Source organism: Tessaracoccus sp. (assembly GCF_016714275.1).
In the GTDB taxonomy this organism is placed as follows: Bacteria; Actinomycetota; Actinomycetes; order Propionibacteriales; family Propionibacteriaceae; genus Arachnia.
In genome coordinates, this window is sequence record NZ_JADJNP010000004.1 from 259,896 (window position 1) to 280,241 (window position 20,346).

The 20,346-nt window shown below is 69.3% G+C and carries 18 protein-coding genes; 14 read left to right on the forward strand and 4 right to left on the reverse strand.

Going from position 1 to position 20,346, the window contains the following annotated elements; genetic code table 11:
• The first annotated feature begins 14 nt into the window (after positions 1-14).
• The 8 genes from IPJ61_RS15360 (at position 15) to IPJ61_RS15395 (ending at position 4,232) form a co-directional block, all read left to right on the forward strand.
• Positions 15-395 (forward strand): rhodanese-like domain-containing protein, encoded by a 381-nt coding sequence (locus tag IPJ61_RS15360; RefSeq protein WP_297109456.1) that lies wholly within the window; start codon positions 15-17, stop codon positions 393-395.
• The gene (locus IPJ61_RS15365) at positions 392-1,249 is read left to right on the forward strand and encodes an SGNH/GDSL hydrolase family protein (protein ID WP_297109459.1); all 858 of its coding nucleotides are present in this window, start codon (positions 392-394) and stop codon (positions 1,247-1,249) included. Before IPJ61_RS15360 ends, IPJ61_RS15365 begins: the two co-directional genes overlap by 4 nt.
• Before the next feature lie 124 nt (positions 1,250-1,373).
• Entirely contained in the window at positions 1,374-1,667 is a 294-nt protein-coding gene (gene rpsF / locus IPJ61_RS15370; RefSeq protein WP_297109462.1) for a 30S ribosomal protein S6, read from the forward strand.
• Between the two features lie 100 nt (positions 1,668-1,767).
• Positions 1,768-2,298: a single-stranded DNA-binding protein gene (locus IPJ61_RS15375; RefSeq protein ID WP_297109465.1), complete on the forward strand. Its 531-nt coding sequence runs from the start codon at positions 1,768-1,770 to the stop codon at positions 2,296-2,298.
• 108 nt (positions 2,299-2,406) lie between these two features.
• Complete coding sequence (gene rpsR / locus IPJ61_RS15380; protein WP_077349061.1) at positions 2,407-2,646, forward strand: 30S ribosomal protein S18; 240 nt, start codon at positions 2,407-2,409, stop codon at positions 2,644-2,646.
• 17 nt (positions 2,647-2,663) lie between these two features.
• Positions 2,664-3,110 carry a 50S ribosomal protein L9 gene (rplI, locus tag IPJ61_RS15385; RefSeq protein WP_297109469.1) on the forward strand — a complete coding sequence of 149 codons (447 nt, stop codon included), beginning with the start codon at positions 2,664-2,666 and terminating at the stop codon, positions 3,108-3,110.
• Between the two features lie 88 nt (positions 3,111-3,198).
• Positions 3,199-4,044, forward strand: a complete 846-nt coding sequence (locus IPJ61_RS15390; protein ID WP_297109472.1) for an alpha/beta hydrolase — start codon at positions 3,199-3,201, stop codon at positions 4,042-4,044.
• Positions 4,045-4,055: 11 nt separating this feature from the next.
• The gene (locus IPJ61_RS15395; RefSeq protein ID WP_297109473.1) at positions 4,056-4,232 is read left to right on the forward strand and encodes a hypothetical protein; all 177 of its coding nucleotides are present in this window, start codon (positions 4,056-4,058) and stop codon (positions 4,230-4,232) included.
• Here IPJ61_RS15395 and IPJ61_RS15400 read toward each other — a convergent pair.
• Together IPJ61_RS15400 and IPJ61_RS15405 are read right to left on the reverse strand one after the other, a co-directional pair.
• On the reverse strand, positions 4,201-5,478 hold the full coding sequence (locus IPJ61_RS15400; protein ID WP_297109476.1) for an MFS transporter: 1,278 nt from the start codon (positions 5,476-5,478) through the stop codon (positions 4,201-4,203). The genes IPJ61_RS15395 and IPJ61_RS15400 overlap by 32 nt on opposite strands.
• Entirely contained in the window at positions 5,471-5,902 is a 432-nt protein-coding gene (locus IPJ61_RS15405) for a MarR family winged helix-turn-helix transcriptional regulator (protein ID WP_297109479.1), read from the reverse strand. Before IPJ61_RS15405 ends, IPJ61_RS15400 begins: the two co-directional genes overlap by 8 nt.
• 466 nt (positions 5,903-6,368) lie before the next feature.
• On the opposite strand from IPJ61_RS15405, the gene IPJ61_RS15410 reads away from it, so the two are divergent.
• From IPJ61_RS15410 to mshB, 3 genes are all read left to right on the forward strand, one after another.
• Positions 6,369-7,517 (forward strand): LLM class flavin-dependent oxidoreductase, encoded by a 1,149-nt coding sequence (locus tag IPJ61_RS15410; RefSeq protein WP_297110969.1) that lies wholly within the window; start codon positions 6,369-6,371, stop codon positions 7,515-7,517.
• A 105-nt stretch (positions 7,518-7,622) separates the two neighbouring features.
• On the forward strand, positions 7,623-8,225 hold the full coding sequence (locus IPJ61_RS15415) for a CE1759 family FMN reductase (RefSeq protein ID WP_297109482.1): 603 nt from the start codon (positions 7,623-7,625) through the stop codon (positions 8,223-8,225).
• Positions 8,226-8,363: 138 nt separating this feature from the next.
• Positions 8,364-9,251 carry an N-acetyl-1-D-myo-inositol-2-amino-2-deoxy-alpha-D-glucopyranoside deacetylase gene (mshB, locus tag IPJ61_RS15420; protein ID WP_297109485.1) on the forward strand — a complete coding sequence of 296 codons (888 nt, stop codon included), beginning with the start codon at positions 8,364-8,366 and terminating at the stop codon, positions 9,249-9,251.
• Positions 9,252-9,386: 135 nt separating this feature from the next.
• Here the strand turns inward: mshB and IPJ61_RS15425 are convergent, their stop codons facing one another.
• Positions 9,387-10,844, reverse strand: a complete 1,458-nt coding sequence (locus tag IPJ61_RS15425; protein ID WP_297109488.1) for a purine-cytosine permease family protein — start codon at positions 10,842-10,844, stop codon at positions 9,387-9,389.
• Between the two features lie 128 nt (positions 10,845-10,972).
• Here IPJ61_RS15425 and IPJ61_RS15430 point away from each other — a divergent pair, with 128 nt between their 5' ends.
• Together IPJ61_RS15430 and IPJ61_RS15435 are read left to right on the forward strand one after the other, a co-directional pair.
• Positions 10,973-13,312: an alpha-amylase family glycosyl hydrolase gene (locus IPJ61_RS15430; protein ID WP_297109490.1), complete on the forward strand. Its 2,340-nt coding sequence runs from the start codon at positions 10,973-10,975 to the stop codon at positions 13,310-13,312.
• Between the two features lie 3 nt (positions 13,313-13,315).
• Complete coding sequence (locus IPJ61_RS15435) at positions 13,316-14,263, forward strand: diacylglycerol/lipid kinase family protein (RefSeq protein ID WP_297109493.1); 948 nt, start codon at positions 13,316-13,318, stop codon at positions 14,261-14,263.
• 3 nt (positions 14,264-14,266) lie between these two features.
• On the opposite strand, the gene IPJ61_RS15440 is transcribed toward IPJ61_RS15435, so the two are convergent.
• Positions 14,267-17,662, reverse strand: coding sequence for a hypothetical protein (locus IPJ61_RS15440; protein ID WP_297109496.1), 3,396 nt, complete (start codon positions 17,660-17,662; stop codon positions 14,267-14,269).
• 133 nt (positions 17,663-17,795) lie between these two features.
• Between IPJ61_RS15440 and IPJ61_RS15445 the strand changes: the two genes are divergently transcribed.
• Positions 17,796-20,336 carry a potassium channel family protein gene (locus tag IPJ61_RS15445; protein ID WP_297109498.1) on the forward strand — a complete coding sequence of 847 codons (2,541 nt, stop codon included), beginning with the start codon at positions 17,796-17,798 and terminating at the stop codon, positions 20,334-20,336.
• Positions 20,337-20,346 lie beyond the last annotated feature (10 nt).

A 20,346-nucleotide genomic window follows, 5' to 3' on the forward strand; every position in this document is an offset into this window, starting at 1 on the left:
GGGAACATTGGCACATGGGACTGCTTGACTTCCTAGGCAAAGGCTCCTCGGGTGGGCTGAGCGTGGACGAGACGCTGCTCGCGCTCAGCAAGGGGGCGGTGCTCATCGACGTGCGCACGCCCATCGAGTACGAGGCCGGGCACGCGCCGGGCGCGCGGCCCGTCGACCCGAAGCAGCTCGCCGACAACCCGATCGACGCCATCTACGGCGACGATCCCCTGGCCGACCACGACGCCGCGATCGTCGTCATGTGCGACAACGGCCTGCGCTCGGGCATCGTCGCGCGGCAGCTGCGCGAGCAGGGTCTGCTCGCCGAGTCGCTCGGGGGTGGATTGCGCGCCTGGGCGAAGGACGGCAATCCCGTCCTCCCTGGCCCGTATCGGCGCCGGCGATGAGCGGCGACGGCCGGCGCGGCAGCGAGGCTGCGGTGTTCTGGGGCGGGCTCGCCGCCGGAGCCGTGGCCGGAGCGCTCGGCGTCATGGGCGTCAGGTACGTGCGTGGCCAGCGTCAGATCACCCGCGACGTCAACGCCTTCCGTGAGCACTGGGCCGAGCCGAGGATCGACGGCGCGGGCGCCGCGCCCCGGACCCACCATCCCGACGACGCGTCCCATGGAGGTCACGCCGGCGGTGTTGTGCACTACGTCGCGCTGGGCGACTCCGCGGCGCAGGGCGTCGGGGCGTCGCACGTCGGCGCCAGCTACGTGGCGCTGCTCGGGCGCAGGATCGCGGAGGCGACCGGCAGGCAGGTGGCGATCACGAACCTGTCGGTCTCCGGCGCAGTCTCGGGCGACGTCGTCGCCTCGCAGTTGCCCGCCCTCGCCGAGCTGGGGCTCGAGCCGGACATCGTCACGCTGGACATCGGCGGCAACGACGTGGTGTTCGCCGTCGACAACACGGTCGAGTCGTTCGCCCGGAGCTTCGACGAGATCCTGGACGGGCTGCCGGCGGGGAGCTTCGTCGGCGACGTGCCGTGGTTCATCATTCCCGGGCTGGAGCAGAGGTCGAAGGCGATGGCGCGCCGCGCCGTCGAGTTGATCGAGCGGCACGGTCACCATCTGGTGCCGATCTACGACTCGATGCGGCAGGAGGGCCGGCTGCGGTACTACTCGAAGACCGCCGCGGACTGGTTCCATCCCAACGACCGGGGGCACCTGGCGTGGGCGGACCTGTTCTGGGAGCGGATCGAGGCCAGCGGAAAACTCGCGGAGCTGCGCGCGCACACCTGGGCGCAGGAGCACCTCGACTGAGCCCGATTTCCGCGAGCGGTGGCGCGTGGGTAGGCTGGGCCGTCGGTCGCCCTGCAGGGCGACCATGCCCTCCTGCCGCGGGAACGACCCGCGGCCGTTAGTCCGAAGGAGGTGGGGCTGAAGCATGCGTAAGTACGAGATGATGGTTCTCGTCGATTCCGACGTCGATGAGCGCCAGGTACCCGCTCTGGTCGAGAAGCACCTTGAGGTCATCACCAAGGGTGGCGGCACGGTCGACAACGTCGACTTCTGGGGCCGTCGTCGCCTGGCATACGACATCAACAAGAAGTCCGAGGCCAGCTACGCCGTCGTGCAGCTGACCGCTGAGCACCCGGTCGTGGCCGAGCTGGATCGTCTGATGACCATCGACGAGAAGATCGTTCGCACCAAGGTGCTGCGCCTGGACGGCAAGAAGTAATCCACAGATTTGCTCGCTCGTGAGAAATTGTCGGTCTCACCGACAACTATGTAGAGCAAGCAGACTGAGTACCAAGTCCGAACCATCGGAAGGCAAGAACATGGCAGGCGAGACCCCTATCACGCTTATCGGCAACCTCACGTCAGACCCGGAGCTCCGCTTCACGCCCAACGGGGCGGCTGTCGCGAACTTCACGGTCGCGTCGACTCCGCGCACGTTCGATCGTCAGACGAACGAGTGGCGTGACGGCGACTCCATGTTCATCAACTGCTCGGTGTGGCGCCAGTACGCCGAGAACGTGGCCGAGTCCCTCTCCAAGGGGACCCGCGTCATCGTCTCGGGGCGCCTCAAGGCACGCAGCTACGAGACCCGCGAGGGCGAGAAGCGCACCGTGTTCGAGGTTGATGTCGACGAGGTCGGTCCGGCCCTGCGTTACGCGACGGCCAAGGTCACCCGCACCACGGGTGGCGGCGGCGGTGGCGGCAACTGGCAGGGCAATCAGGGCGGAGGCGCCCCGCAGCAGCAGGGCTCCGGCGGAGACCCCTGGGGCAGCTCCGGCAACGCCGGTGGCAACCGCGGCGGCAACGACCCGTGGTCCCAGGCTTCCCAGCCGGAAGAGCCTCCGTTCTGATCCACCCGCTTATCTAGTCCCGGGTTTCGGGACTAGCTGGCACATTCCGTCGCAAGACGGGCTTTCGCGGGCCTGGCAAGGCCCCACTCAACCAAGGAGAGCACCACAATGGCCGGTCCACAGCGCAAGTCTGTGAACAAGAAGAAGATCATGCCGGTGAAGACGACTCGCGTCGCCAACATCGACTACAAGGACATCAACACGCTCAAGAAGTTCATCTCTGAGCGTGGCAAGATCCGCGCCCGCCGCGTCACTGGCCTCTCGGTCCAGGACCAGCGCAAGGTCGCCCTCGCCGTGAAGAACGCGCGTGAGGTTGCCCTGCTGCCGTACGCGTCGACCGCTCGCTGATCGGAAGGGAAGAACACATGAAGCTCATCCTGACCAGCACCGTTGACAAGCTCGGCATCGCCGGCGACGTCGTCGAGGTCAAGGACGGCTACGGCCGCAACTACCTCGTGCCCCAGGGCAAGGCGATCCGCTGGACGCGTGGCGCCGAGAAGCAGATCGACGGCATCAAGCGTTCGCGCGACGCCCGCGAGGTGCGCGGCGTCGAGCACGCGCAGGAGATCCGCACCCAGCTGGAGGGCCTGACCATCACGGTCGCGGCCGCCGCCTCGGAGCAGGGCCACCTGTTCGGCTCGGTCACCCCGAACGCCGTCGCCGTCGCCGTGAAGAAGGCCGGCGGTCCCACCGTCGACAAGCGCGCGGTGTCGTTCGCGAAGCCGGTGAAGTCGCTCGGTGGCCACGTCGCTGCCATCAAGCTGCACAACGCCGTCACCGCGCACGTCCCGTTCGAGGTCGTCGCCAAGTAAGGCAAGTCCTTGTCAAGAGGCCCCGGCGAATCGCCGGGGCCTCTTGGTTTCGCCGAAGTCGTGGATATGGGATGCCTAAGATGAGCCCATGCGCAGCTTCACGGTGACCATGAACCCCAGCCGCGATGTCACGCTCGAGGCCGTCTGCTTCGACCTGCCGTCGCCCGACGAGCAGCCGACCCCGCTTGAGCATCCGCGTCCGGCGATCGTGATCTGTCCCGGCGGCGGATACCAGATGCTCTCGCAGCGCGAGGCAGACCCTGTCGCCGCCGCGTATCTCGCCTACGGGTTCAACGCGTTCATCCTGCGTTACTCGATCCGCAAGCATGCCCGCGGCCTTAACCCGGCCATCGATGCGGCGCGCGCCGTGCGCTGGGTCCGGGCTCATGCCGACGAGTTGGGGGTTGACCAAGGGCGGGTTGCCATCCTCGGATTCTCGGCTGGCGGGCACGTCGCGGCGCAGCTGGCAACGCACTGGCAGGACGAGGCGCTCATCGCAGCGGAGCGCTCGGAGTATGCCGGCCTCAGGTTCCTCGGGGTCCAGGCAAACGAGGGGTTGATGGAGCACTCATCGCGCCCGGACGCGTTGGTTGCGGCCTACGCTCTGCTGGGGGCCTGCCCTTCCCTCGACGACTTGCCCGAGCTGCCACTCACCCACATGGACCTGTACGACGACGTGTCGCCCGACTGTCCGCCGAGCTTCGTCTGGATCACCGCCGAGGATGAGATGGTGCCGCCGGCCCAGTCCGCGCGGTTCGCGGCGGCGCTGGAGGCGCAGGGCGTTCCGGTGGAGCACCACGAGTACCCCCATGGCGTGCACGGGCTGTCGACCGTGACGCCGGTCGCGAACGCCGACCGCTCGGACCTGCCGGAGGAGGCCCAGGCGTGGCTTCCGCGCTCCGCGGCCTGGCTCCGGGAGACCTGGGGCCGGTAGGGGGAATCCTGATGGCCGCGCGTTTCCTCACCTCCTGGCCCTGCCAGGACGCCTGCGGAACCATCGAGACCGACGAGCGCGTCGAGGGCGCCCCGGTCTACCGCTGCCCCGGCTGCGACTCCTCCTGGATCGAACTCAACGAGCGGACCGAGCCGCCTACGCCGCCCGAGCCGTGCTCGTCGTCCTGATCCGCAACGGTGCGCGTTCGAGGTGGATGCGCAGGCCGTCGTGCCAGCGGAAGTAGGCGAGCACGCCGAGCGCGGTGAGGGCCGTCGCGACGGACGCGATAAGCACCGACGCCCGCGGACCCGCGACCTCGCCGAGCCAACCGATGGCGGGCGCGCCGAGGGGAGTGCCGCCGAGGAAGATGGCGACGTAGATCGACATCACGCGGCCGCGGTACTCGGGCGCGCTGCCCAGCTGGACCGCGGCGTTCGCCGTCGTCATCACGGTGAGTGCGAAGAATCCCGAAGGGATGAGCAGGAGGGCGTAGACGACATAGTTCGGCGCGAACGTGAGTGCCAGCGTGCTGACCGCAAACCCGGTGAGGGCGAGGAGGATGGTGCGCAGCGTCGGCTTGGTGCGACGCGCGGCCATGAGGGCGCCGGCGAGCGTGCCGACGGCCATGATGGTGCCGAGCAGCCCGAACTCCTGCGCGCCCTTGCCGAAAACCTCGGTGGCCATGGTGGCGTTGTAGATCTGGAAGTTCATCCCGAATGTGCCGAGCATGAAGACGATCACCAGGAGCACGACCAGGTCGGGCCGACGGCTCAGGTACCGCAGCCCGTCGACGGCCGCCCCCGCGGAAGCTGTCCGCGGTGCGGGTGTCAGCTGCGCGGTGTTCATTGCGAGGATGGCCGCGATCATCGCGGCGAAGCTGACCGCGTTGATCAGCTGCGTGGGGCCGACGCCGACCCCGGCAACCAGCAGTCCCGCGACCCCCGGCCCGATCAGCCGGGCGCCGTTGAACGACGTCGAGTTCAGCCCGACGGCGTTGGGTAGCAGCTCGCGCGGCACGATCTCGGAGACGAACGCCTGGCGGGCGGGGTTGTCGAACGCGCTGATGACGCCGGTGAGGAACGCGATGAGGTAGACGTGCCAGAGCGCGACGGTGCCCGTCGCGATGAGCGCCCACAGCGCCAGCGACGTGAGGCCGAGCGCGAACTGCGTGATCAGCAGCACGATGCGCTTCGGGAAGCGGTCGACGACGGCGCCCGCGTACGGCGCGAGGAAGGGGACGGCGAGGAACTGCAGCGCGGTGACGATGCCGAGGGCGGTGCTCGAGCCGTCGGTCAGCTCGGTCAGGACCAGCCAGTCCTGGCCGATGCGCTGGATCCAGGTGCCGAGATTGCTGACGAGCGCGCCGACGAAGAACAGTCGGTAGTTCGCGACGGCTAACGACGCGAACGTGCGCGACCGTGTGGGGCTAGCCATTCGACACCTCCAGCAGGAGGTCGGCGGCCTTCCTGAGCAGCGCGAGTTGGTCGGTGTCGAGGTCTTCCAGGTGCGTGGCCATCCAGGTGTCGCGGCTGGCGATCGTGTGCGTGATGATCGCTAGCCCGGCGGCGGTGAGTTCGACGAGGACCTGGCGTCCGTCGTCGGGGTGTGGCACGCGCGCCACGAGGCCGTCGGTCTCCAGGCAGTTGACCGTGCGGGTCATCGACGGCGCGCTGACGCGGTCGAGCGCCGCCAGCTGCCCGGGGGTCTGCGGCCCGCCGTGGTGCAGGTGCGCGAGCACCGAGAACTGGTGCGGCGCCACCTTGCTTGTGGATTCGAACCGCACGCGGCGCGCGATGCGCTGGCACGCGAGGCGGAGGTCGTTGGCGAGCGCGAAGCGCTCCTCTTCGGGGTTGGTCACTGTTGCATCATCTCCAGATGCTTAGCATAGCTCATTACTTTGGGTAATGGTTTCACGCCCATTGCCCTCGGCGCCTGCCTTGCACACCTCAAGGCCTGCCTTCAGATGAAGAAGCCTGTCTTGTGTATCGCGACGCCTGTGCTCCACCGTCTAACGCCAGTCCTGCGTCGTGACGCCTGCCTTGTGTGCCGCGATGCCAGCCTTCTGGCGAGGAAGCCTGTGCCAAGTCGTGGCGCCTGCGTTGGAAGGCCCGAGAAGGCTGGTGTTGTGGCTCAACGCTGGCGGCATCGGCGGAGCGCTGGCGTTGCGGTGAAAGGCAGGCGTCGCGGCGGAAGGCAGGCGTCACGACGCAAGGCTGGCGTTGTGGGGTGGGTCGGGGAGGGGTGAAAGAAGGGGTGGAGTGAAGGTGAAATAGTTGAACCATCAACGATGTTGTATGATGGTGTCAGTACTAGGAGGCAGCATGATGCAGTTCGGCATCTTCACCGTCGGTGACATCACCACCGATCCGACCAACGGTCGCACGCCGACCGAGCACGAGCGGATCAAGGCGACGGTCGCCATCGCCAAGAAGGCGGAGGAGGTGGGGCTCGACGTCGTCGCGGTCGGGCAGCACCACAACCCGCCGTTCGTCGCGTCCTCGCCGACGACGACGCTCGCCTACATCGGCGCGCAGACCGAACGCATCATCCTGTCGACCGCGACGACGCTGATCACCACCACGGACCCCGTGCGGATCGCCGAGGACTACGCCATGCTGCAGCACCTCGTCGATGGCCGCATGGACCTCACGCTCGGGCGCGGCAACACCGGCCCCGTCTACCCGTGGTTCGGCAAGGACATCCGCGACGGCATCGCGCTCGCCGTCGAGAACTACGCGCTGCTGCACGAGCTCTGGCGAAACGACGTCGTCAACTGGCAGGGCCAGCACCGCACGCCGCTGCACGGCTTCACCGCGACGCCGCGCCCGCTCGACGGCGTGCCGCCCTTCGTGTGGCACGGCTCGATCCGCTCGCCCGAGATCGCCGAGCAGGCCGCTTACTACGGCGACGGCTTCTTCCACAACAACATCTTCTGGCCGGCGACCCACACGAAGCGGATGGTCGAGCTCTACCGCCGCCGCTTCGCGCACTACGGCCACGGCCGCCCCGAGGACGCCATCGTCGGACTCGGCGGACAGGTGTTCATGCGGAAGAACTCGCAGGACGCCGTGCGCGAGTTCCGTCCCTACTTCGACAAGGCCCCCGTCTACGGCGGCGGCCCCTCGCTGGAGGAGTTCACGCGTGAGACCCCGCTCACCGTCGGCACGCCCGAGCAGGTGATCGAGCGCGTGCTCGGCTTCCGCGACTACGCCGGCGACTACCAGCGCCAGCTGTTCCTGATGGACCACGCGGGCCTCCCGCTGAAGACCGTGCTCGAGCAGCTCGACCTGCTGGGCGAGCAGGTCGTGCCCGTGCTGCGCACGGAGTTCGCCGCCCTGCGCGCCCCGGGCGTGCCCGACGCCCCGACCCACGCGAACCGCCTCCCCGCCGACACCCCGGCAGCCGCGTCACCGTCGGAACCCTCCGTCGATCGCTGGACCGGTACCCGCGCCGAGGACGACAACCGCCTCTAGTTGGCGCTGATTCAGCCGGCACCGCGCGCGAAGCGCCGAGGCCATCGAAACCAATAGACCTGACCAACTTCGTATCCCACGCACACAACGACACTCCTGAAAGACATGAACATGCTGCGCATCGTCGTGATCTCCGGCGGCCTCGGGTCGCCGTCCTCCACCCGCGTCCTTGGCGACGACATCCTCGCCCGGCTGCGCGAGGCGCTCGCCCTTGAGGGGGAGGAGCTGGACGCCCGTTTCGTCGAGCTGCGCGAGCTGGCGCACCCGATCGTCGACGCCATGCTTACCGGGTTCCCGACCGGCGAGTTGGCCCGCGTCCTCGACGATGTCGCCGCCGCGGATGCGCTCGTGGTCGTCAGCCCCACGTTCTCCGCGTCGATCAGCGGCCTGGTGAAGAGCTTCTTCGACATCCTGGAGCCGGAAACCGTCAAGGGGAAGCCGGTGCTTATGGCGGCGACCGGCGGCACGGAGCGGCACTCGCTGATGCTCGAGTTCGCGATGCGCCCGCTGCTCAGCTACCTGGGCGCGGTCCCGGTGCGCACCGCGGTGTTCGCGGCGACGGCGGACTTCGGCGGCCCCGGTGCCGCCGGCCTCGACCGCAGGGTCAAGGCCGCCGCCGACGAGCTCGCCGCCGTCCTCGTCACGACCCCGCGCCGCGAGACCGAGGGTGACTTCGTCGACTTCGCAACGCTTCTAGGTGCCCGGTGAACGTGAGCGTGATCCGCTGCTCATGCGTGCCACCGCCGCGTTGTCTGGAGACGATGACGTGATTCGATCATTGAATTGCGGATCATGCTCAAAGTCATCCCCAACCCGGCAGTTGACGGGGGATCTATGCTGAACGCCGTGATCCCTGACCGCCGCCTTCTGCTTGTCCATGCCCACCCCGACGACGAGTCCAGCCAGTCTGCCGCGACCATGGCTCGTTACGTCGCGGAGGGAGCCCAAGTGACGCTCGTGACGTGCACGCTCGGCGAGCTGGGCGAGATCCTCGTCCCCGAGTGGGCCCACTTCACGGCCGGCGAGTTGGGTGGACATCGCCAGGGCGAGATCGCGGTCGCGCTGGCCGAGGTCGGCGTCACCGACCACATCTACCTCGGCGGCGCCGGACGCTACCACGACTCCGGCATGGCGAGGGACGAGCAGGGCAAGGTCATCGCGCCCGACGACATGCCGGACAACGCCTTCTGGCGCGCGGACCTGCTCGAGGCCGCCAACCACCTCGTCGAGGTGATCCGCTCGCGCCGGCCGCAGGTGCTTGTCACCTACGACCCGTTCGGCAACTACGGCCACCCCGACCACGTCCAGGCACATCGCGTCGCCATGTACGCGACGGTGCTGGCCGCGGCGGCGTCGCACAGGCCAGACCTCGGCGTGCCCTGGCAGGTGCAGCGCGTGCTGTGGAACACTCACAACACGGAACGCTGGGTCGAGGCGTACGGCATCGCCAAGGAGCGCGGGCTCGAACTCTGGCCCGAGGAGGAGCGCTCGGAAGAGGACTTCGGGCCGGCTCCGAGCCAGATCGTCGCCGTCGTCGAGTGCGGCCCGTGGCTGGAGATCTGTCGACGCGCGCTCGGCTCGCACCGCAGCCAGGTCGACCCCGAGAACCCGTTCTGGCAGTTCTACGCGATCGTCCAGGAACTCCCCGGTTCGGGAGAGGCGTACCTCCTCGCGACCGGCGAGCCGTTCCCAGAGGGCGAGATCGCCACGGACCTGTTCGCCGGCCTCGACTAACGCTGCCAGACATCAGTCTGCGTGGGCTGCTTCAGCTGTGCAATAGGTACAGCTGAAGCAGCCCACGCAGGTTTGTGCACGAAGGTCAGGCGCAGCAGCCGGGATGGTGAGTGCTGGTGACGGGCTCGGCAGGGATCACCCGGCGTGCCGGGACTCCTGGGCGCGGATCTTCGCGGCGCGGGCGAAGTAGGTGACGAGGAACGACAGCACGAGGGCGAAGAAGACGCCGAGGTTCGCGTAGGCCCAGTCGCCTTCCTTGCCGCCGATCAGGAACAGCAGGTAGCCCTGCCAGTTGTTCCAGGTCGCGGACTCAGCGAACGCGTTCACGACGAAGCCCCAGCCGATCACCGACGCCACGGCCATCGTGCCGATCGACGTCCAGTCCCAGGCGCCGTAGCGGCCGTTCGGGTCGAAGAGGGCCTTCTCGTCGTAGTCGGTGCGGCGGCGCAGGATGTCCGCGATCAGGATGCCGGCCCACGACGCCAGCGGGACGCCGAGCGTGATCAGGAAGCTCTGGAACGGCTCCACGAAGTTGGCGGCGAAGAACACGACGTAGATGGTGCCAAGGGTCAGGATCGCGCCGTCGAGGCCCGCCGCCGCGGGGCGGGGGATCTTTATGCCCAAGCTGATCAGCGTCAGGCCCGACGAGTAGATGCCCAGCACCGCGCCCGAGACCAGCGCGAGGACCGCCGTCAGCAGGAACGGGACGAGCACCCAGACGGGCAGGATCGACGCGAGCGCGCCGAGCGGGTCGGCGTTGATGGCCTCGCTGAGGGCAGGGTCCGACCCTGCAAGCAGGAGGCCGACGATCACCAGCGGGATGGGCGCGACGGAGGCACCGAACGTGTTCCAGAAGATGATGGACCCGTCGGAGGCTGTGCGCTTCTGGTAGCGGGTCCAGTCGGCGGCGATGTTGATCCAGCCGAGGCCGAAGCCGGTCATCACCATCACCAGCGCACCGATGACCTGCCCGGTTCCACCGTTCGGGATGGAGCCGACGGCGGCCCAGTCGATGTGCGGGAACGTCAGCACGACGTAGAGGATGGTGATGAAGCCCGTCAGCCAGGTCAGCAGCGACTGCAGCTTCATGATGGTGTGGTAGCCCAGCACGGAGGCGCCGACGATCAGCGCTGCGACGACCACCGTCGCCCCCAGCTTTACCGCGGTCCCACCGTCGCCACCCAACCGGGTGATGATGCTGGACGTGGCTAGCACGGCGAGGATAGCAAGGTATGTCTCCCAGCCGATCGAGGTGAGCCAGCTGACGATGCCCGGCACCTTCTGCCCGTTGACGCCGAACGCGGCCCGCGACAGCACCATGGTGGGCGCCGAGCCGCGCTTGCCCGCGATGGCGATCACGCCGCAGAGGAAGAACGACACGACGATGCCGATCACCGAGACCAGCGCCGCCTGCCAAAACGAGATGCCGAAGCCGAGGATCCAGGCGCCGTAGCTCATGCCGAAGACCGAAACGTTGGCCGCGAACCATGGCCAGAACAGGTCACGCGGCTTCGCGTGACGCTCCGACTCGGGGATGATCTCAATTCCCGCGTGCTCGATCAGGGTCGAGCTGACGGTGTTCTCCGTGGTCACGTCTACCTCCCGGTGTCGCCGATGTGACAAGGCGATCCTGCCATCGCAGCGGGCGAACCGGCGCGACCCGCGCGGCAGTGTCCGCAAGCGGGACACTTCTGGTTCCGTGGCGTGACACAATCCGCTGCATGAGCAGCGTGATTGCCCTCGACGAGGCAGCCTGGGCCGGAGCCGACTGGCCGCTCGGCGCGCACCCCTCCGCGGAGGGCATCACCTTCGCGGTACACGCCCCGGCGGCGACGCGCGTGCAGCTCGAGATCTACCCCGAGGCCCTCGGCGTCGACGCCTCGCACACCTTCTTGCTCGCCAAGGGAGACGACGGCGCGTGGCGCGGCAACCTGCAGGGGTTGCAACTGAACGCGCTTTACGCCTACCGCGTGTGGGGGCCGAACTGGGAGTGGGTCGATGGCTGGGCGCCAGGCTCCGACCTCGGCTACGTCGCCGACCTCGACGAGTCAGGCAACCGGTTCAATCCCAACAAGGCGCTCTTCGACCCGTACGCCCGCGAGGTCACCCACAACGTCTACACGGACAAGCTCGAGCCGTTCGGCGTCGACGACGGCGTGTTCGGCACCGGCGGCGACCTGATCGACGGCGTGCCCCGCCGCCTCATCGACACCGGGCCGTGGGTGCCGAAGGGCGTCGTCATCGCCGACTACACGTCCGTTGCCCCCAAGCCGCACGTGCCGCCGGAGCGCTCCAGCATCTACGAGGCGTCGGTGGAGCAGCTGACGGGGCATCCTTCGGCGGCCCGGCTGAGCGAGCTGCTGCTGCGCGAGCCCGAGTTCGGCGCGGTCGGCGACATCCCCGCGGAGTACCTGGGCACCTATAAGGGCGCGGGGCTCATGGCGCCGTACCTACGGGCGCTCGGGTTCACCACTGTCGAGTTGCTGCCGATCCACGAGACCAACGCCTCCGAGGCAAGCCGCGACGTCGCGAAGACCAACGCGTGGGGGTACATGACGCTGGCGTTCTTCGCTCCCAACCGTCGCTACGCCCACGACAAGAGTTGGGGCGGTCCCACGCGCGAGTTCAAGGAGATGGTCTCTGCCTTCCACGAGGAGGGCCTCGAGGTGTACCTCGACGTCGTCTACAACCACTCCGCGGAGGGCGGGAACTGGAACGGCGACGTCGCCACCACCGGCTTCGTCTCGCTGGGCGGCTTCGCGACCGCCGACTACTACCAGATGACCGAGGCGAAGCTCCTTGTCGACGGCGCCACCGGTACCGGTAACCAGCTGAACTACTCCTCCCCGGTCGCGCGCCAGCTGGTGCTCGACTCGCTCGCCTACTGGGCGGACGACATGTTCGTAGACGGGTTTCGCTTCGATCTCGCGACGGTGCTCGGCCGCATGCCCGCCGCCGCGCACGCCGACGACTGGGACAGGCAGAAGCGCTTCTTCGGAGACCATCCGCTGCTCGTCGACATCGCCGCCTTCGCCGAGGCCACGCACGTCGAGGTCATCGCCGAGGCCTGGGACCTGTGGGGCTACGAGGTCGGCAACTTCCCCCGCGGCTGGGGCGAGTGGAACGGCCGCTACCGCGACGCCGTACGCCGGTTCACAAAGGGCGACGGCAACACGTTCGCCTTCGTCGACATGGTCAACGGCGACTACCACCACTTCCACTCCTCGGGTGGGGCGCAGAAGACCATCAACTTCGTCGACGCGCACGATGGCTTCACGATGGCGGACCTCGTCAGCTACCAGACGAAGGTCAACAACCAGCCGTTCCCATTCGGGCCGTCTGACGGCGGCACCGACGACAACCTGTCCTGGGACTCCGGCGGCTCCCAGGCGCTCCGCAGGCAGCGGCTGAGGAACCTGTGGACGATCCTCTTCTTCTCGCGCGGCGTGCCGATGGTGGTTGCGGGCGACGAGCTCGGCCGCACGCAGAACGGCAACAACAACCCCTGGGCCTTGGACTCGGTCGCGATGCGCAACAACTACTCCGCCGTCGCCACGAACGCCCCGCAGGCGGTTCCCGTCGAGGCGGGCGTGCCCGCCGAGTACAACAACAACCTCGGCACCTACGACACCGACGAGCACGTCAACGGACAGTTCCGTTTCGCGGCCTTCGTCGCCAACCTGCGGCGCCGCCATCCCGCGCTCCAGCAGAGTCACTACGGCGATCTGATCCCCGACAACGAGGACGTCTCCTACCTGTTTCACGCCTCGGCGGGCGGCGAGCTGGGGGAGGGGCACCGCGGTGTCGCGGTCCACATCAACTCGCCAGGCGACGACTTCTTCGTGATGGTGAACATGGCCGACTTCGTCGTCGAGTTCTTCGTACCGGAGGCTCCGTCAGGCTGGGTGTGGCGGCGCCTGATCGATACCGGTACCTGGGCCGAGCCCGCATGCAACCACTGGCCGGAGGGAGAGGGGAAGGTCGTCGCGGGCAGCGTCGTCGTCCCGCCGTGGACGGTCGTAGTGTGGCATCAGTCGCGCGAGTTGGTAGAGGAGGACTGAGCCGTGCCCGCTGCCGTCGTCTACAACCCGACCAAGCTGACCCAGAGTGAGCTGGCGGCCGTCATCGACCCCGCGACCGCGAACGCCGGCTGGGGCGAGACGATCTGGATCGAGACCACCATCGACGACCCGGGCGTCGGCCAGGCGCGGGAGGCGGTGCGGCGCGGCGCGAACGTCGTGCTCGCCGTCGGCGGAGATGGCACGGTGCGCGCGGTCGCGGAGGGGCTGCGCCGCACCCACGTGCCGCTGGCGATCCTCCCGCAGGGCACCGCGAATCTGCTCGCCCGCAACCTCGAGCTCCCTCTGGACAACCTGGCCGCGGCCGTCGACGTCGCTGTGACGGGCAGGTCGCATCCGATCGACGTCGGCCTTGCGCGCTGGCTGCGTCCCGATGGCGATGTCGTCGAGCACACGTTCCTGGTCATGGCGGGCATGGGCCTCGACGCGCAGATCATGTCGAACACCGACGAGGGGCTGAAGAAGCGCGTCGGGTTCCTCGCCTATGTGAAGACCGGCGCCGTCGAGGTGAGCAAGAACCGCAGGATGAGCCTCACCTACCGGCTCGACGGCGGTCGGGAGCGCCGGTCGCGGGCGCACATGATGGTGGTCGGCAACTGCGGATCGATCGGCTACAACGTGTACCTGATGCCCGACGCTGCCGTCGACGACGGGCTGTTCGACGTGGTGCTGGCCAAGCCTGCGGGCCCGCTCGGTTGGCTGCTCGTCGGCTGGCGGGTGTTCGTGTCGAACACCATCCGCCGTCGGCTGCTGCGCCGTTCGCCGCGCTACGACGACCCCGTGTACGCGTACCTGCAGGGCCGCTCGATGGACGTGGCGCTGAAGCGTCCCGAAGTGATGCAGCTCGACGGCGACCCGGTCGGCTCCGTCGATGCGGTCAGCTTCCGCCTCGACCCAGGCGCCCTCCTTGTCCGAGTGCCAGAAGCTGGGTGAGCGTCACCGGCCGGCCAGCACTGCGTCGGCGACCTTGTCGGGATGGCCGGTGTCACCGTCGTTGAAGACCATGTTCGCGATCCACAGGCCGTCGCTCAGCACGTGGTGGCGCGCCAGCAGGTACTCCTCGCTGGCCTCGATCGACTCGCACCGGATCCGGCCGTCCACATCCTCGCACGGCACGCCGCTGTCCTCGATCACCGACTGAGCCTCTGCGAGCAGGTCGTCGGGCAGGAGGGCAACGGTCGTCTTCAGTCCCTCCGGTGAGCCCTCGAACCGTCCCCAGGCGCAGTCGATCCTTTCCAGCGGCGCGAGCAGCGCGGCGACGCGCACGTCGGTGGCAAGCACCGCGATCGGAGCGCCCAACGGTCCCGGCCCCTGGAAGAGCTCGTATCCGCGCGTTCCCATCGTGTCGAACGCCGGTGCGTCGAACAGGGCGGTGCAGCTCGCCGGGAGCCCGCCCGCCGCGGGGGCCGACGTCGTGGGCTCGTCTGTGGTGGGCTCCGTCGTCGGGTCGGTTGAGCCCGGGGCCTCCAGGGGAGTGGCGTCGTCGGTGTTCGGCGGCGCCGGGGGAGTGGATCCGGATGCGGGGGGTAGGGTTCCCGTTCCGCCGCAGCTCAGGTCGGCGGGGATCGCACGCCCTGTCGTCTGCTCCCACTCGTCCGCGGTCAGGGACCGGCCGACTGTGGTGCACACGACCTCGGTCCAGCGTGCCGGGCTGAGATCCAGCACTGCGAGACCGCCGCCGCGGCTGGAGGAGAAGTTCTCGTAGCTGATGACCAGCCGTTCGCCGTCGCCGGAGAACCCGTAGCCCAGCCGAGGGGTGGTGCGGTAGAGGTCCAGCGGGAGCTCGCCGAGGACGATGCCCGAGCTGAGGCTGCTGAGCTGCATCCGTCCGATCGACAGGAACGACGCGACGAGGTCGGTGTCCTGGTCGATGACCAGCGGCGCGGCAGGGTTGTCGGCTAGCGTGGCGACGACGTCGGCGCCGTCGGCGGTGCGCACCGTCGTGACAGATCCCTCGCGCGCCACAAGCAGCTCGCCCTGGTAGCGCGAGGTCGTGTCCAACGGAACCCGCAGCTCGGCGACCGTCCGTGCGTCCGCGACCGACGACACCACAAGCGGCTTCCCGTTGAAGGTGTCGTTGCCCACCGCATAGGCGCCGCTGGCCGACAGCGACGACGCAGGCACATCGGAGCGCGTGGCGGTGCCCGAGGCGCGATCGAGCCGTACGAGCCCGGTCTTCGTCCCGACGAGAAGAGCGTCGTCAGAGGCCAGATACCGGCCGGTCACTTCGCCGGAGCGCAGCTGCGCGTCGCCCTGCAGCACCGCGGCGCCCGCCTCGCCCAGGCTGTGCCGGGCAAGCTCGCTCCCGTCAGGAGAGAAGAGGACGACGTCGCCCGCCGGGTCGACGAAGAACGCGGAGCCGTCGTCGTGCCAGTCGAGGAAGAGCCCGGGCACGCGCTGCGGCAACCCGATCCCGAGGACGTGCCAGACCGCTTCCGTGAGCTCATCCGCGGTCACGATCGCCTGCGTCCCCGACCGGTTGACGTGCACCTTCGGCGCGCCGCTGGCGTTGGAGAGCGACGACGTCGTCGCCTCCATGCGCGACAACAGCGGGTGCCGGTCGAGGTCCCACAGGAGCACGCGACCCCCGCCCGCCGACACGAGCTGGCCGCTCTCCAGGAACTGGAGCTGGGTCACGATCGTGCTGCCGGTGAGGGTGAGGAAGTCCGGCTTCTCGGCGTCGGCAGGAGCGGGCGTCGAGACGTAGATCGCCCCGGATCCGGCGACGGCGACACGGGCGCCCGTCGAGGAGACGGCCGATGCGGTGGCGATGATGTCGGGCGCGGCGCCGCGGCGGGCCGCCTGGGTCATGTCGGGGTTGAGCGTGGAGTAGACCGCGACGTCTCCGCCCTGCATCGGCACGGCGACGGCGCTGCCCGAGGCCGAGAGGGACTCGACCTGGTACCGCAGCGGGATCCATCCGCCGTCGGCCTGGGAGATCAGCGCGAAGTCGCCGAGTGCGCGATGCTGCGCCGTGAGGAGGTCCTCGGCGCCGGCGAGGACGACGAGGCGCTCGTCGTCGGCGAACGTCAGTCCGCGCACGTACTGATCGATCGTGCCGAGGCCCTCCGCTCGGGCCGCGCCGCCGACGTCGCGCAGGACACCCAGCTGACCGAGTGACCGCGCGCCCTCCGAGGAGACGGCCTGCAGCGAGTAGATCACGGCCTCGCCCGACGGCGAGACGGCCACCGGGCCCGTCGCCTCAGCCGGTACCTCCGCCGTCGCACCGTCGCGCCAGACGGCGACGGACTGGGTCGTCCGCCAGGGGTCCTCGCCGAAGGAAGCGGCGACCGTCCGCCCGTCGGCGCTCAGGGCGATTCCGGTGACGACGCCGCCCTCCTCGCGGAGCGTCGTCACCGTATCCGTGGCGCGGTCCCATCGGAGCACCGCGCCCGCGGAGGTTCCGACGACGACGTGTTTTCCGTCCGCGGATCCGGCGAGCGCCGTCGCGCTGCCCTCGAACTCGACGGCATCGAGCAGGTACGGGTTCGAGGTGATCGACTGGAGGAGCGCCGCGCGGGTCAGCGCGTCGTCCTCCATCCGGAACGCCTGGTCGGCCAGCAGCCGCGCCTTCACGATGTCGGTGTGCACGAGCGACTGCGCCGTCGCCGCGAGCTGACGGGCGGTGGCGATCCGCGCCTCCTCCTCGGCGCGGTCGCGTTGCCGGGCCGCCTCCGTCGCCTGAATGACGGCGACGACGCCGGCGACGAGGGCGGCGACCAGCAGCACGGTCAGCGCGACGATCGCGCCGCGGGCGAGCCGCCGCGCGCGCTTGTGCTGGCGCACGTTCTCCCCGACGAGGCTGTCGCGGTCCTCTCCCCGCACGGTGGCGGCGATGTCGGCGACGCGCTCCTCGAACCGCGGGTCGGCCGTGCCGAGGCTGCCTTCCTCACCGAACCAGCGCAGGTCGATCCAGCGCGGCTCCTCCCGGTAGGCGTCGACCAGCACGGCGGGCAGGCCGGGTGAGCGTTCGGCGTCGAACCTGTTCGCGGCCCGGTCCCACCAGAGGTCGCCGGAGCCCTGGACGAGCAGGATCGTGTCCGCGGACTTGTGCTCGAGCCACCATCGCAACTCATCTGTGACGTACTCGGATACGGCGGCCTCGGGGCTGGTGAGCAGGACGAGCCACTGCGACTGCCGCAGCCCGGTCTCGATCGTCGACCACAGTGCGGTGTTGGCCGACATGCTCGTGTCGTCGCGGAAGATCCGAGTGGCCCGCAGCCGGTACCAGGGCTTCGCGAAGCGCTCCACCGCCGACTGCAGCGCGGTCGCCAACGGCGTGGACGTCGACCGCGCGTAGGAGATGAATGCCTGAAACTGCTCGGAACTCACTGGCGGCCCCCGCGTCGTCGTGGTCGTGTTGGCCCCCAGTATTGCCGGTGCGACGGCCGATGTCGACGTCTTCGTGGTCGACGGCTAGGCCTTTTACCCGACACAATGGGCTCGACCGGCAGGGAGGACCCCGATGAAGCAGTTCCTTGGTCAGATGCGACGACGGCTCCGCAGACATGCCTGGGCGGCGTTCACTGTCGCCCTCTTCCTGGTCGCCGCCGGGCTCGGGCTGGCCGGGTGGCTGCGGCACGGCCTCGGTTTCTGGGATGCGCTCTACCGCACGATGGGGCTGTTCGTGATCGACGGCGAGGCCGTCGGCGAGATCAACGGGCTGCTCGCGGTCGCGCGGTTCGCGGCCCCCTTGGCGACCGCCAGCGGCATCGTGGCCATCGTCCTGCGCGCACTCTCCGGACAGTGGGCGATGTGGCGCGCGAAGCGAAGCACCGGCCACGTCATCCTGCTCGGCGGCGGTGCGGAAGCCGCGGAACTCGCGATCCGTTACCGCGAGGACCACCCCGTGGTCGTCGTGGGGGATACAACAGCCGAGGACCAGGCTGAACTGCGGGCCGCCCGCGTGCGGTGGGTGACCGCGGCCGGCGAGGCCCAGCTGCGGAGGATCGTCGACGGATGCTGGGCCGTCGTCGTTACGGCGCCCGATGACCAGGCGGCGTCCTCGCTCACGGGCCGGGTCCGGGAGCTCAACCGGGCACTGGGCCAGAACCCGACCGTCATCACGGTGGTCGACTCCCGGGACGTGGCCGTCGACTGGAGGCACTCTGCCAACGATCACGTGATCTGTCGCTCCGAGCAGGTCGCGCGGTCGGTTCTGCGGGCCTGCCCGCCCTTCGAGGAGGGGCGCGTGTCTCGCTCCCCGCTCGTGCTGGGCAATGGCCGGCTGGCCGCGGAGTTGGTCGCGCGCATCTTCGAGGGGTGGCAGCAGCCCGGCGAGTCCATCACCGTGCACTGCGGCGGCCCTGACGAGGAACGCGCCTTCCTCGTGGAGCGGGGGCTGACCGTCTCGGGGACGGCGCCGACAGCGGCGCCCGACGGGCCGCAAGGCATGGGAACGCTCCGCTGGCACCCGCTTCCGTCGGGGACGCATCTCGCGCCCCAGCTGGTCGATGACGTGTTGAGCGAGTGGGAGGTGACCTGGCTCGCCTACAGCAAGCGGGCCGACTACCAGACCGGCCCGGCCTCGGTGTTCGTCGCCTACGACGACGACACGGTCACCCTCACCGTCGCCAACGCGATCCGGCGAGCCCTGGGCGACCGGGTCATCGTCGTCGCCGTTCCCCAGAACGACGGCCTCGCCAGGCATCTGCGTGCGCCGGGCGTCATCTGCCATCCCCAGGAGGAGCTGCTGCGCACCCCGAGCCAGCTGAATCGGACCCTCGCCACCGACCTCGCCGAGGAGCTGGTGGCCGAACTCGGGCGGTGGCCCGACGACGTGCCGAGCCTGTTCGGACACATCTCGCGCGAGCCGGACCAGGCGGCCGTCCTCGCGGAGCAGAGCGACGACGTGCGCAGGGGCGTCGAGGCGGTGTCGGGCGAGATCAGGGCGGTGGTCGAGAGGGCCGGGTTCGACGTGGTGTCGGCACCGCTCCCGTCGACCCGGGTCACCGTGCTCACCCCGACGGAGCTGTCCGACGTGGCGCGGGCGCTCGATGCCCGGGTCCCGCGCAGCCCGGGAGACGTGACGCCCTGGGAGCGCCGCACCCGGCTCCTCGAGCTCGCCGGCCGGCTGCCCGCGCTGCTCAATCGTGCGGGCCGAGCCCTTGTCAGGGAGCGGCGGACCGTCGACCCCATCTCTCTGACGAGGCTGCGCGAGCTGGCGCAGCTGACCCATGCGGGATACCGGGAGTTGGCGGACCGTACCAGGAACGCGACTGGATCGGCGTACGCGGACATGGCCTGGCGCCGGCTCCCCGAGCTGGTGCAGAGCTCGAACGTGGCCCAGGTCTTGGACATTCCGGTGAAGCTCGCGCTGCTGGGAGTGCGGCTCACCCGGACGTCCGACGCGGACGGGCGCGCCTACGCGTTCACGGCGGACGACATCGAGCTCCTTGCCTACGAGGAGCATCGTCGCTGGGCGCACTTCCACATTCGCAACGGCCGGCACTCGCACAACTGGAACATCCCCTGGGATGTGCTGCCCGACGAGGTGCGGGAGTACGACCGCCAGGTGGTGCGCCGGATCCCGCTACTGCTGGAGGAGGCGGGCCTCGTCATGGTCACGGGCGATGCGGATCCGGACCTGCCGCCCGCTCCCGAGCTGGGGCCGCCGCAGGGGAGGTTCCGGCGGGTCGGCCGGGTCCGCGCCATGCGGCTCACCGCGCCGCGATCGTGGGCCACCGCACGCGGCGACGAACTCCGCGGCGAGGCAGGAGACTGGTGGGTCCAGGCCGACGACGACACGGACCGCGAGGGTCGCTCTGTCACGCCCGAGGCGTTCGCTCGGACCTACCTGCACCTGGAGGGTGACCGCTACGAGCGCGTCAGCACCGTCCACGCGCGACAGGTGCGGACGCGCGAGGTGATCCCCACAACCGAGGGACCTTCCACTGCCGAGCCCGGAGACTGGGTCATCACCGACGATGTCGGCGTCACGTGGCCCGTTCCCGCCGACGGTTTCGCGACGCTGTACCAGCCGGTAGGAGTCGCTCCTCGGTCCTGAAGCCGCAGCA